General features: G+C 59.8%; 10 protein-coding genes and 4 pseudogenes. 6 read left to right on the forward strand and 8 right to left on the reverse strand.

Features of this window, described 5'->3' with window-relative positions; genetic code table 11:
* Positions 1 to 45: 45 nt before the first annotated feature.
* Positions 46 to 1,071: an LLM class flavin-dependent oxidoreductase gene (locus HHL21_RS17165; protein ID WP_169468075.1), complete on the reverse strand. Its 1,026-nt coding sequence runs from the start codon at positions 1,069 to 1,071 to the stop codon at positions 46 to 48.
* 365 nt (positions 1,072 to 1,436) lie between these two features.
* Here HHL21_RS17165 and HHL21_RS22190 point away from each other — a divergent pair.
* Positions 1,437 to 1,688, forward strand: a pseudogene (locus HHL21_RS22190) (Cache 3/Cache 2 fusion domain-containing protein); the annotation flags it as partial.
* Positions 1,689 to 1,745: 57 nt separating this feature from the next.
* On the opposite strand, the pseudogene HHL21_RS17175 reads toward HHL21_RS22190, so the two are convergent.
* Together HHL21_RS17175 and HHL21_RS17180 are read right to left on the reverse strand one after the other, a co-directional pair.
* Positions 1,746 to 2,276, reverse strand: a pseudogene (locus tag HHL21_RS17175) (DUF817 family protein); the annotation flags it as partial.
* 138 nt (positions 2,277 to 2,414) lie between these two features.
* Positions 2,415 to 2,951 (reverse strand): DUF2058 domain-containing protein, encoded by a 537-nt coding sequence (locus tag HHL21_RS17180; protein ID WP_169468079.1) that lies wholly within the window; start codon positions 2,949 to 2,951, stop codon positions 2,415 to 2,417.
* A gap of 181 nt (positions 2,952 to 3,132) precedes the next feature.
* Between HHL21_RS17180 and HHL21_RS17185 the strand changes: the two genes are divergently transcribed.
* Positions 3,133 to 4,002 carry a CAP domain-containing protein gene (locus tag HHL21_RS17185; RefSeq protein ID WP_169468081.1) on the forward strand — a complete coding sequence of 290 codons (870 nt, stop codon included), beginning with the start codon at positions 3,133 to 3,135 and terminating at the stop codon, positions 4,000 to 4,002.
* Positions 4,003 to 4,006: 4 nt separating this feature from the next.
* Here the strand turns inward: HHL21_RS17185 and HHL21_RS22195 are convergent, their stop codons facing one another.
* Positions 4,007 to 5,590: a methyl-accepting chemotaxis protein gene (locus HHL21_RS22195; protein ID WP_370659753.1), complete on the reverse strand. Its 1,584-nt coding sequence runs from the start codon at positions 5,588 to 5,590 to the stop codon at positions 4,007 to 4,009.
* A gap of 2 nt (positions 5,591 to 5,592) precedes the next feature.
* Between HHL21_RS22195 and HHL21_RS17195 the strand changes: the two are divergent.
* Positions 5,593 to 5,964, forward strand: a pseudogene (locus HHL21_RS17195) (DUF817 family protein); the annotation flags it as partial.
* A 165-nt stretch (positions 5,965 to 6,129) separates the two neighbouring features.
* On the forward strand, positions 6,130 to 7,779 hold the full coding sequence (locus HHL21_RS17200) for a M28 family metallopeptidase (RefSeq protein WP_169468085.1): 1,650 nt from the start codon (positions 6,130 to 6,132) through the stop codon (positions 7,777 to 7,779).
* Between the two features lie 44 nt (positions 7,780 to 7,823).
* On the opposite strand, the gene HHL21_RS17205 is transcribed toward HHL21_RS17200, so the two are convergent.
* Together HHL21_RS17205 and HHL21_RS17210 are read right to left on the reverse strand one after the other, a co-directional pair.
* Positions 7,824 to 8,465, reverse strand: a complete 642-nt coding sequence (locus HHL21_RS17205; RefSeq protein WP_308640251.1) for a CatA-like O-acetyltransferase — start codon at positions 8,463 to 8,465, stop codon at positions 7,824 to 7,826.
* Positions 8,462 to 9,469: a DUF4268 domain-containing protein gene (locus HHL21_RS17210; RefSeq protein WP_169468087.1), complete on the reverse strand. Its 1,008-nt coding sequence runs from the start codon at positions 9,467 to 9,469 to the stop codon at positions 8,462 to 8,464. The genes HHL21_RS17205 and HHL21_RS17210 overlap by 4 nt, the downstream gene beginning before the upstream one ends.
* 181 nt (positions 9,470 to 9,650) lie before the next feature.
* Here HHL21_RS17210 and HHL21_RS17215 point away from each other — a divergent pair, with 181 nt between their 5' ends.
* Positions 9,651 to 10,394 (forward strand): NYN domain-containing protein, encoded by a 744-nt coding sequence (locus tag HHL21_RS17215; protein ID WP_169468089.1) that lies wholly within the window; start codon positions 9,651 to 9,653, stop codon positions 10,392 to 10,394.
* An 80-nt stretch (positions 10,395 to 10,474) separates the two neighbouring features.
* Positions 10,475 to 10,642: a DUF2905 domain-containing protein gene (locus HHL21_RS17220; RefSeq protein WP_308640255.1), complete on the forward strand. Its 168-nt coding sequence runs from the start codon at positions 10,475 to 10,477 to the stop codon at positions 10,640 to 10,642.
* A gap of 231 nt (positions 10,643 to 10,873) precedes the next feature.
* Here the strand turns inward: HHL21_RS17220 and HHL21_RS21785 are convergent.
* Together HHL21_RS21785 and HHL21_RS17230 are read right to left on the reverse strand one after the other, a co-directional pair.
* Positions 10,874 to 11,218: pseudogene (locus HHL21_RS21785) on the reverse strand (alcohol dehydrogenase catalytic domain-containing protein); the annotation flags it as partial.
* A gap of 91 nt (positions 11,219 to 11,309) precedes the next feature.
* A complete protein-coding gene (locus tag HHL21_RS17230) occupies positions 11,310 to 12,014 on the reverse strand; it encodes a glutathione S-transferase N-terminal domain-containing protein (protein WP_169468092.1) in 705 nt (234 codons plus the stop codon).
* Positions 12,015 to 12,053 lie beyond the last annotated feature (39 nt).

A 12,053-nucleotide genomic window follows, 5' to 3' on the forward strand; every position in this document is an offset into this window, starting at 1 on the left:
GGCCAGGCAAGGCAATTGGGCGGCGCAGTGCGCCGCCCTTTTCTATCACGCCGTCCGGTGCGTGTCGGCCGGGTCGAGCGGTTCGGACAAGTCGCGGTGGGCCTGGGCCGTGATCTGGTACGAGCGCAGGCGCGCGGCGTGGTGGTAGATCTGCGAGGTGATCATCAGTTCGTCCGCGCCGGTCCGGGCCACGAACTCCTGCAACTGGCGGGTCACCGTGCCGGGCGAGCCGATGGCCGAGCACGACAGCACCTGGTCGAGCATCGCGCGGCCGGCAGGGCCGACCTGGTCCAGGTAGCCGGGCACCGGCGGCTGCAGGCGCGAGGCGCGCCCGCTGTGCAGGTTGACGAAAGCTTGCTGCATCGACGTTGCCAGCACTTGTGCTTCGGCGTCCGTGTCGGCGGCGAACACGTTATAGCCGAGCATGACGTAGGGCTTGGCCAGCTGCGCGGAAGGCTTGAAGTTGCTGCGGTAGAAGTCGACGGCCTGCATCATCATCGCCGGTGCAAAATGCGAGGCGAACGCGTACGGCAGGCCCAGCGTCGCGGCCAGTTGCGCGCCGAACAGGCTGGAGCCGAGGATCCAGACCGGCACCTTCAGGCCGGCGCCCGGCACCGCCTGGACTGAGCGCCGCGACGAGCCGGCAAAGTAATCCATCAATTCGACCACGTCCTGCGGGAATTCATCCGCGCTGGAAGCGAGATTGCGGCGCATCGCGCGCGCGGCAGCCTGGTCGGAGCCGGGCGCGCGGCCCAGGCCAAGGTCGATCCGGCCGGGGTAGAGCGATTCGAGCGTGCCGAACTGCTCGGCAATCACGAGCGGCGAGTGATTCGGCAGCATGACGCCGCCGGCGCCGACGCGGATCGTCGAGGTCCCTCCTGCGATATAGCCAAGCAGCACCGCCGTCGCCGCACTGGCGATGCCGGGCATGCCGTGGTGTTCGGCAAGCCAGTAGCGGTTGAATCCCCAGCGCTCGGCGCTTTGGGCCAGGTCGAGGGAATTGTGAAACGACGTGCGTGCGTCGCTGCCTTCTGTGATAGGGGAGAGGTCGAGTACGGAAAAGGGAATCATTAGTTCTTTCGCTTGCGGTAGAGAGGCGGTTGCTGTTCCAGTTATGGGGACGACAAGGGGCATTTGAAAGCTGAATTTTTGAGCTCTTGCGATTTCAATAACGGCTATTTTGTGCCGTTGTGCAAAAGCCCCAATCGCGTCATTAACGGTCTAAATATGGTGCCCTACAGAAAGACTTCCGGTATCGTTCGATATTGCTCCAAGTCCACACATCACGACGGTCGGCGAGCCCCAACTAGTTCCCCTCAATGAAAACTTCGATCACGACCGGCCGCAATTTCATGGTCGGTACCAAGCTGTCCGCCTTTACCCTGGCACTGATTAGCAGCATTTTTATTGCCTTTATCCTCTTCGTTGCACATACGATGTCGGGTTCCCTCGAAAGAAGGGCGACTGAACTCGTCAATACGCAGGCTGAAGGCGTCGGGACAATGATCGACACGTTCAACCGCGCGCAGCTGAGCGCGGTTGAGAAGTTTTCGCGGGTGTTCTCCAGCCTGCTGCCGGGGGCGTTCTCGGTAGACGCCAGCCGTACCGTCGACACGGGCGGGAAGGAGTTGCCGGTCATGAAGCATGACGACGTGGACCTGAACCTCAATTTCGAGGCCGTCGACCGCTTCTCTGCCATGACCGGCGGCAACGCGACTGTCTTCATCAAGCAAGGTGACGACTTAGTGATGGGTGAAGAAATTCGCGTAGATGAGGATGGCCACGGTCGTCGCCATCCAGTACGGCGGATGGTGGCGGATGCGCAGGTCGAACAGGCGCCAGGCCTGGACCACGTAGCTGCCCACCGCCGCGTACATGAAGCCCGCGAACAACGGCACGTCGAGTATCTTGGTATAACCGAAGTCGGGATAGCTCCATGACCTGATGCTGCCCGAGACCTTGAACGCCTCAAGTGCGAAGCCGACCATATGGAACAGGCAGATGGCTTTCAGCTCATCCATCGTTTCGAGCTTCGAACAGACCATCCAGAACTGGATGAGCAAGGCCACTGCCAGCAGCACGTCGTAGCGCGGCAGTCCTGCGATGCCGGTCCGCGGAATCACCATCATCGCGATGAAGAACAGCCCGACGAACAGGCATGCGCGCGCATTCTTGATGCCGAAGTAGCAGAATTCGAGCAAGCCGCGGCGCCAGCCGCCGATTTCTCGCGCCCGCATGTCCAGCAGGTGCACGTCAAGTGCGGAAAGGCCCTTCATGTAACCTCTTTACGTCAAGGATGTTCGATGTCGCCGGTGCTACACCGGACCGGGAAATGCCTTGACGTAAAAGTTACATTAGTTCACTAGTGGACGCACTAAAAATTGCCGTCACGACGTAGTTTTTTGCATGGTTCATTACCACATCAAATCGTCCGGAATCTGGAAGGCTGCGTATGGATCGTCCTCGTCGACTTCGTTGCTGGTCTTTTTCACACGCACGACCAGCGACGCATCGCGCTCGGCGATCTTGTCGGCGATGACTTTCGGGACCAGTTCGGTGACGCCGCCAAGGCACACGATCACCAGCCGTCCGGCCATCAGGTGGGCCTGGACCGCCGCGGAAACATAGATGCGTTCGATTTTGCTACCGTGGGTGAAGTTGTAGGCGACATCGCCATTGCCTTTGCCCTGGCGGTTCTGCTTGACCATCTGGGCAATCTGCGCGGCGATCGCTTTCTGCGACGCGGCCGCATCGCGCTGCGCATTCAGCTCGCGCGCGCGCTCGGCGTTCTTGCGCTGCAGCTCCTGGGCGGCGCTACGCGCTTCGTCAACGGTCGTCGTGCCGGTGCGGCGTTCGACCTTTTTCTGCTTGCTCTTGTCCTGGTTGACCAGTTTGACCTTGTTCTTGTCGACCAGGCCGGCTTTCAAAAACTGTTCTTGCAACGAGGCCATGTTTGCTACTCCATAAGTAAAGGACGCCGGCGCGGGTAGCGGTCCCGGCCTCTGTAAAGGCGATAGCATAGCAAACTGCACACTCCGCCGCGCAAAATTCCCCGCACGGATCAGTTGCCGGGCAAGCGGGCGTAGCGGCTGCGGTGTATGCTTTCCGGTTAATGGATTACAGGCACTTCATTTGAACATCACTGGTCCCGTCATCAGCTGCGTTTTCGCCAGCCTCAGCCTCCTCGGTGCACACCCGGCGCACGCAGAAGGCAACGCGCCGCTTGTGGAGCTGATCAACGCTTACCGTGCTGCACCGCGCGTTTGCGATGGCAGGCAAGCCATGCCGATGACCCCGCTGGCCGCTCATCCGGCACTGGCCCGCGTGCAGGTCACAACCGGCACGTTCCTGGAACAGGCAATCGAGCGCGCCGGATATCCGGTCGCGAAGGCCGCGGCGATCTTCATCTCGGGGCCAGGCGACGCGAGCGCGGTCATGGCATCGATCGAACGTAAATATTGCAAGACCTTGCTGAACCCTGATTTTTCCGATGTGGGCGCTGCACGCAACGGCGACAGCTGGCTGATCGTACTCGCCCAGCCCGCGCCGCTGCCATCGATCAATCTTCTTCCGGGCCCGGAGGCTGCCGGCAAAGCAATCCTCGAGGCTGTCAACCTTGCGCGCGCGGCGGCCCGCAATTGCGGCGACCAGCATTTCCCTGCTGCGCCGCAAGTAGCGTGGAATGGCGCGCTGGGCGACGCGGCACTGGTGCACAGCCGTGACATGGCGGAGCACAAGTACTTCAGCCACAAGGGAAAGGATGGCCGTGCCGCGGCGGACCGTGCGCTGCAAGCTGGCTATCGGTGGCGGCGCATCGGCGAGAACATCGCTGCCGGACAGTCGTCGCCCGAGGAAGTGGTGGCCGGCTGGCTGACGAGCCCCGGCCACTGCGCCAACATCATGAACGGCAGCTTTACCGAAATGGGCGCCGGCTACGCGATCAACAGTGCGCGCGCGACCGGGCGGGTGTACTGGACCCAGGTCTTCGCGGCGCCGCGTTGATTTTTTAGTCGCGCCCGAGCAGCGCGACTGGCTTGCCGCCACGCGCGCCATCGAGCTTGAACACGCTGACGGATTGCGCCAGCGTGGCCGCCATTTCCTGCATCGACTGCGCGGCGGCCGATGCTTCTTCGACCAGCGCGGCATTCTGCTGGGTCACCTTGTCCATCGACACAATCGCCTGGTTCACTTCGTCGATACCAACGCTCTGTTCCTGGGTGGCGGCCATGATATCGCCCATGATGTCGGTCACTTTCCGGACGCTTGCCACGACATCGTTCATGGTCTGGCCGGCCATTCCGACCAGCTTGCTGCCCGTCTCCACCTTGTCGACCGAGTCGCCGATCAGCGCCTTGATCTCGCGGGCAGCCTCGGCCGAGCGATGTGCAAGCGAACGCACTTCGGACGCAACAACGGCAAAACCACGTCCCTGTTCGCCAGCCCGGGCTGCTTCCACCGCCGCATTCAGGGCCAGGATATTGGTCTGGAAAGCGATGCTGTCGATCACGCCAATGATGTCGACGATCTTCTTCGACGATTCGTTAATTTCGCCCATCGTCGAGACCACCTGCGCCACCACATCGCCGCCCTTGACCGCGACCGACGATGCCGACGAGGCAAGGTCATTCGCTTCGCGCGCGTTGTCGGCGTTCTGGCGCACCGTTGCGGTCAGCTCTTCCATCGACGAGGCAGTCTCTTCAAGCGATCCGGCCTGGTGTTCGGTACGGCTTGACAGGTCCTGGTTGCCTGCGGCGATCTGAGCCGACGCGGTGGCAACCTGCTCGGTGCCATCGCGAATCGTTGCCACCACACCCGCCAGCCCATGGCTGATGCCGTTCATCGCGTTCATCAGCTGGCCGATCTCGTCCTGGCTCGCCGGCGTCAGTTTTACGGTGAGGTCGCCGTGTGCGAGGCGCTGCGCCGCATCGGTAGCGAGGCGCAATGGTTTGGTCACGACATGTCGGACGATAAAGACCAGTGCAGCGGCGAAACCCAGCAGTGCGAGTACACCAATCGCCAGCAGCTTGTTGCGCATGCTGGTGACTTCCTGCGTGACCTCGTCGACGAAGGCGACGCCGGAAATGGTCCAGTTCCAGTCCTTGTTGGTCTGGTAGACAAAGATACGTTCGCGTTCGGGAACGCCCTGCGCGTCCTGCGGCGTCACGTGCAACGTGCCGGCGCCAGTCTTCAGGATTTCATTGATGTATTCACGGCCTTCGACGTCGCGGCGCTCCAGCCCCTTCTGCCCTTCCGTTTCAGGATGCACGAGGAAGGTGCCGAACGTATCGCCCGGCTTCGAGTCCATCACAAAGAAATAACCGGTTTCGCCGACCTTGAGCGACTTGATCCGCGCTTTCAGCGCCGCCACCTCGGACGAAATGTCGATGCCGACATACAGGATGCCCAGCACCTGGCCGCTCGCGTCCTTGATCGGCACATATTCGGTCACGTGCGGCTTGCCGAACAGGACAGCCATGCCGCGGAAGGTTTCGCCCTGCATCAGTTTGGCGTAGGCCGGATGCTTGTTGCCCAGGTTGGTACCGACCGCGCGCTTGCCGTCGGCCTTCTTTACCGAAGTCGCAACGCGGATGAAACTACATCGGCGACTACCGCTGGTACCTGGCGGCCTGCGCGCTTGCGCTGTACTTCCGCACGTCGGTGGTCTACCGGCCGCTCGACCGCGACCGCCAGATGCCGCTAATGCTGGGTTTCGTGCTGATCGGATTCTTCGTCTGGCTTGCCGAGAATATTGCTACCTTTTGGGGCGTCTGGCGCTACCCGAACCAGCTTGGCGCGTGGTCGCTTGTCCACGTCAGCAAGTGGAGCTCGTGGTCGCTGATGGTCATCATGACGTTCACGATCGTCGCCAACCTCAAGCACGTCAAATCGAAAATCCACCTGGCCGAGCGGGGCTGGCAAAATGGCCGATGGAGCCGCGGCTCGCCGGGTGGTAGCGCCGACTAGACGCGCAAATTGCGTGATGATGGGCGGGAACGCCGTGCCACTTGTGTCATCCGGTCGCGCTGCCCGGACGTTTGACCAAGCCAAACTCCCCTGTGTTACCGTGCCGATAGTTTAGGATTCAACCTTTTGCCCTGTTAGTCATTTTTTACGCAACGGAGAAACGCATTGAAAAACGCTACCCTTGTACTGTTGGGCCTGGCCGCGGCCACCGCCCAGGCTGCCGATAGCCCCAAGTTCGACCCGCAGCGCCTGTCGCACGATGTAAAGGTATTGTCCTCGGATGAATTCGAAGGACGCGGCCCGAATACCGCCGGCGAGACCAAGACCGTCAACTACCTGATCGAACAGTTCAAGGCCGCGGGCCTGAAGCCGGGCGGCGACCTGGCCAACGGCAAGCGCAGCTGGACGCAGGACGTGCCGCTGGGCCGTTTCGAGATCAAGGGATCGGTGACGTTGACCCTGAACGACGGCAAGAAAGCGCAGACGCTCAAGCAGGGCGACGACATGGCGGTGCGCGCGGCGATGAACGGCGAGAAGAAGGTCAGTTTCAAGCATGCGCCGATGGTATTCGTCGGCTACGGCGTGACCGCGCCGGAACGCAAGTGGGACGACTTCAAGGGCCAGGACTTGAAGGGCAAGCTGGCGATCGTGCTGATCAATGATCCCGACTTCGAAACCGGCAACGGCGATTTCGGCGGCAAGGCGATGACCTACTACGGCCGCTGGACCTACAAATACGAGGAAATGGCGCGCCGTGGCGCACTCGGCACAATCATCGTGCACGAAACCGCGCCGGCATCGTATGGCTGGCCAACGGTGAAGAACTCGAACACCAATGTCATGTACGACATCGTCCGCAAGGAACCACGCAAGGCGCACGCGCCGATGGAAGCCTGGATCCAGCGCGACCTGGTGGCGGATATGTTCAAGCGCTCCGGCCTCGACTTCGAAGCGGCGAAGAAGCAGGCGCAATCGCGCGACTTCAAGCCGGTCGAGCTGAAGGGCTTGACGCTGTCGGCCAACTACGCGGTCGCTGCGCAGGTCATCAAGTCGAAGAACGTTGCCGCCGTGCGCGAAGGCAGCAAGTATCCGAAGCAGTACGTGATGTACAGCGGCCACTGGGACCACCTCGGCATCGGCCTGCCGGATGCCAAGGGCGACAAGATCTATAACGGCGCCGTCGACAACGCGACAGGCATTGCCGCCATGCTGGAACTGGCGCGCGTGTATGCAAAGCAGCCGGCGCCCCAGCGCAGCATTGTCTTCCTGGCAGTGACGGCTGAAGAAAAGGGCCTGCTCGGTTCGGAATACTATGCGTCCAACCCGCTGTATCCGCTGGCGAATACGGTTGGCGTGATCAACATGGACGCGCTCAGCCCTTACGGCCCGGCCCGCAACTTCAACATTTCGGGCAGCGCCAAGCTCGACCTGATCGACCAGCTGGTCGCCAAGGCGAAGCAGTGGGACATCGCCTACTCGCCTGATCCGAAGCCGGAAGCGGGCCACTTCTTCCGTTCCGACCACTTCCCGTTCGCCAAGCGCGGCGTACCGGCCATCTCCTTTGGTTCGGGACATGACTGGATCGACGGTGGTGTGAAGGCGGGCGAAGCGGCGGAAGAAGCCTACGTCAAGGACGCTTACCACCAGCCTGCGGACGAATTCAATCCGAAGTGGACCTTTACCGGCATGGCGCGCGATCTGGAAGTGCTGTACGCGGTGGGCGCGGATCTCGCCAATTCGACCGCCTGGCCGAACTGGTCGGCGGACTCCGAGTTCCGCGCGGCGCGCGATAAAACGGCGGCGCAGCGTAAATAATCGCGGCACCAACAGAAGCGCCACCGATCAGGTGGCGTTTCTTTTTAACTCATCAGTTCCGACAATTCGGCGGCGATCGTCTGCGCCAGGTGATGGATGTGGTAACCGTCGACGAAACCGTGATGCGCCTGAACCGAGAAGGGCAACTGCAGGCGGCCGTTGGCGCCATTCCTGAACTTCCCCCAGGCCAGCGAAGGAATATCCGGCGAGCCCACTGACGCCATCGGGTGCTGGATCGAGGTGAAGTCCAGCCACGGGATGCAGGTGACGAAGACCTGGTTCTTGCACTCGCGCGGCGACATCCCCTGGTAGGTATCGTTCAGCCCGGCCATGCTGCTCGCTTCCTCGCGCGCCACCAGGCTGCGGGCGACGAATTCACGCAGCTCGTCCGACCAGGCGAACTGGGCGAAGTTCAAGTCGTGGTGCTGGTTGACCACGGTGTAGGACGGCGTAAGGCGGTCGATGCAGATCACCTCGCCCTCGAAAATGCGGTAGCGGAAGTTCTCCACTTTCAAGATGCTCCGCAGCACAGCGCACAGCAGCACGTGAAATGGCGGCAAGCCCTGCGCCTTGCACCAGGGCCGGAAATCCGGCAAGTCCATCGTGAAACTCAGGTTCACGGCCGGGCTGTCCATCCGGTTGAAAAGCTCAAAGCGATCGCGCCGGCGTTCGAAGTTCTGCATCATTGGACTAGAAGAGGCGGCGAAGTATCTTCGTTGAAGTTGGTCTGCGCTTGAACGTTAACCGTGGCAAGTGCTGCGGTGAACCTTTTCGGGAAAGTCGCCTTTAAGCGCAAGAGATTTTCGATTGCCCATTTTCTTATCTCCGCAAGTACCCCAGTATCGACATCGATATCGCCGTCACGGTAGACTGCAATGCGACACGAACGTTTTGCATCTAGTCGCTCCCATTTTAGTTCGCCAATTCCAAATTCGGCTTGGATGCCATCCCTCTGACTATATAGCAGGTCGAATAAGGCTTCATTCTTAATCTTATCACCGCAGTCGATGTAGACTTCCGCTCGCACGCGGCCGCCTTGCGCGAAGCTGGTTGAATACCTGTAGATTTTTGAGTTTTCCGATGAAAAATCGTACCAGTTCTGCGGCTGTCCCGCCTTAGCATTTGTAAACTTGTGGACTGTGCGAAGTTCGTCGATCAGTCCTTGAAAGTAGGTTCGGTATTTCTGGCCCGTGTCACTGTCACCCTTGACGCCATCGGTGACGCTGACTTGTGCTTCGGATGGAGCACATATGGTATTAAACACATACGCTGGCTTGGAGTCATCGATGCGGATGACGGAGACCTCAATGGCGAACAGTTGTAAGCCCGCTTTGAGGTTTTGATTTAGGAAGTCGATCGCAGATTTGTGCTCCGCTCGAATCGCTTCTGCGATCCATACCACTACACCCGCGCCTAACACGGATGAATAAGTGATGATCTGGCCTAAGTGCTTATGGTCGGTTTTTCCAAACTGATTTTCTATGACGACGAGCCTGCCGGTAGAAAGGTCCCGTGCAACGATGTCGGCCGAAAAATCGCCAGCATTTCCCTCCACCGTTTCCAGATCGAGGTCCATTCCAAGCTTTTCCGAAATGACGCTCAAATTCTGTGCTAACCAAGGCGTGAAATGCGTGGCTTCCCCGGTCCAAATCTCGCGAAGCGCAACAAGTTGTATCTTTCCAAACTCCATTGTATTTCTCCGTTATCGTATTTGCGACGGGTACCTTCGCGGGCCTGTAGTATATGCGTGGCGCCACCACTCAACGAAGAATAAGTTGCATAGGGACTTTCCGAACCAGGGAGTGAAGAACGTTGGCGATGGGTACCCTCAACCGCTAGCACCACAGATTCGCACAATAGTAGAGACTAGGATGAAACCAAACGACATGCGCATTGCCCTCCTTATCGATTGCGATAATGTGAGCCACATTGCGATTGAAGGAGTGCTATCTGAACTTGCTAAACATGGTACGGTCAACGTACGGCACGCGCATGGCGACTGGAAAAGCAGTCACCTAAGCGGTTGGATCGAGAAACTGCACCCCAATGCAGTCCGACCGATCCAGCAGTTTGCCTACACGACCGGAAAGAACGCAACCGACTCAGCGATGATCATTGATGCAATGGATCTGCTCTACAGCCAAAACATCGATGCATTTGCTCTGATGACGAGTGACAGCGACTTTACCCCCCTCGTTATGCGCATTCTCGAAAGCGGTATGCCCGTCTATGGTTTCGGAGAAAAAAAGACGCCGTCACCCTTCGTGCACGCGTGCTCCCAGTTTATTTTTATCGAAAACTTGATCACCAAACCTGAGGCATTACCGGAAAAGTCGGGTGGGTTATCCAAGTTGGATCTCACGCAAGACGCCGATCTTATCCAACTCCTGCGAAACGCTGCCGACCAGACGTCCGATATTGACGGTTGGTCGCACCTCAGTAAGGTCGGTCATTACATCTCAAACACAAGTTCGTTTTCTCCAATAAACTACGGATATCGAAAAATAAGCGAAGTTCTACGCGCAAGTAAGCTATTCGATATTGAGATGCGTCATGACAATACGGCAATGTTCGTCAGACCAAAAGGCAACAGCTGGCCCAACGGTGGCGGGTAAATTCAAGTAGCCAAGTGCGGGCCGCGCTGAGCTTGAAGGGGGAAGTCGTGCAGCGAATGTTAATCGTTCTGGGAATGGTGATGGTGGCGGCAGGCCTGGCGTGGCCGTGGCTGCGCAGGTTGCCGCTGGGGCGCTTGCCCGGCGATATACATGTCGTCAGGGAGGGCTTCAGTTTCCACTTCCCGATCGTCACCTGCCTCATCATTTCCGTGGTGGTGAGCCTGCTGATTTGGTTCTTCAGGCGTTGAGCCGGGCAGGCTGGTCAGCTTGGCGGGGCTATCGACGCCAGTTACTTCGGCTCCGTACAGCCTGGCGATCTGGATTGCAAAGGTACCGACGCCGCCCCCGGCGCCATTGATCAGGACTTTGTCGCCCTGGCGGATGCCTCCGGCATCGCGCAGGCCCTGAATCGCCAGCATTGCCGCCTGGGGTATCGACGCTGCCTGGACGAATGTCATGCCCGGCGGTTTTAACGCCAGTGCCGCCGGACGCGCGCAAACATACTCGGCGAAACCGCCCCATCGCCCGCTCAAATCGCCGAACACCTCATCGCCCGCGCGAAATTGCGTCACGTTCTTGCCGACCGCCTCGATCCGCCCTGCGACGTCGGAACCCAGTATCGTATTGCGGGGGCGGAAGAAGCCGAACAGGAGGCGGTCGATGAATGCGGAACCCTGGAGCAGGCCCCAATCCCAGTCGTTGACCGAGACGGCGTGGACGCGGACAAGGACCTCGTCGTCTTTGGGGACGGGCTTTGCCACCTCGCGCAATTCGAGCACATCCGGTGACCCGTACTTCTCACTGACGATCGCCTTCATGGGCATTCCTTTATACGTTCTGGAAACTTCAACATCGGAAACGCAACCATGTCTGCCGCGCCGCTTGCGCGGTCGGCAAGCTCATACGCATATCCAATCAGGGGCGGGCAGGAATGTTCAGGCCGCGCTCGACGGCTGGGCGTGCGACGAACGCGGCCAGCACCCGTTGCACGTTGGGGAAATTGTCAATGCCAACCAGGTCGCCCGCGCCATAGAACCCGACCAGGTTGCGAACCCACGGGAATGTGGCGATGTCGGCGATGGTGTACTGGTCTCCCATCATCCACTGGCGTCCTTCCAGATGGCGCTCCAGCACGCCCAGCAGCCGCACCGATTCGGCCACGTAGCGGTCGCGCGGGCGCTTGTCCTCGTAGTCCTTGCCGGCGAATTTGTGGAAGAAGCCCAGCTGGCCGAACATCGGGCCGATGCCGCCCATCTGGAACATCAGCCACTGGATGGCCTGGTAGCGCGCGCTTGCATCTTGTGGCAGCAGCATGCCGCTCTTGTCGGCGAGATAGATCAGGATGGCGCCGGACTCGAACAATGCCAGCGGTTCGCCGCCGGGACCGTTGGGATCGATGATGGCGGGAATCTTGTTGTTCGGGTTTAGCGAAATGAATTCCGGCGACAGCTGGTCATTGCTGTCGAAGTTCACCAGGTGCGGCTCATAGGGGAGGCCGGTTTCTTCCAGCATGATCGACACCTTGACCCCGTTCGACGTGGGCAGTGAATACAACTGGATGCGGTCCGGGAAACTGGCAGGCCATTTGGCATGGATGGGGAAATCGGCGATTCCGGTCATGATCAGTCCTCCTGTGAGCAAATGATCATGATTATCGTT

The organism is Massilia polaris, from assembly GCF_012927275.1.
GTDB lineage: Bacteria > Pseudomonadota > Gammaproteobacteria > Burkholderiales > Burkholderiaceae_D > Telluria_A > Telluria_A polaris.

Bases quoted from the DNA above. Each gene is read 5' to 3' on its own strand.
- HHL21_RS17165 (WP_169468075.1), bottom strand. From the start codon at position 1,071: ATGATTCCCTTTTCCGTACTCGACCTCTCCCCTATCACAGAAGGCAGC.
- HHL21_RS17180 (WP_169468079.1), bottom strand. From the start codon at position 2,951: ATGGCCTCGTTGCAAGAACAGTTTTTGAAAGCCGGCCTGGTCGACAAG.
- HHL21_RS17205 (WP_308640251.1), bottom strand. From the start codon at position 8,465: ATGATGCAGAACTTCGAACGCCGGCGCGATCGCTTTGAGCTTTTCAAC.
- HHL21_RS17210 (WP_169468087.1), bottom strand. From the start codon at position 9,469: ATGGAGTTTGGAAAGATACAACTTGTTGCGCTTCGCGAGATTTGGACC.
- HHL21_RS17215 (WP_169468089.1), top strand. From the start codon at position 9,651: ATGAAACCAAACGACATGCGCATTGCCCTCCTTATCGATTGCGATAAT.
- HHL21_RS17220 (WP_308640255.1), top strand. From the start codon at position 10,475: ATGGTGGCGGCAGGCCTGGCGTGGCCGTGGCTGCGCAGGTTGCCGCTG.
- HHL21_RS17230 (WP_169468092.1), bottom strand. From the start codon at position 12,014: ATGACCGGAATCGCCGATTTCCCCATCCATGCCAAATGGCCTGCCAGT.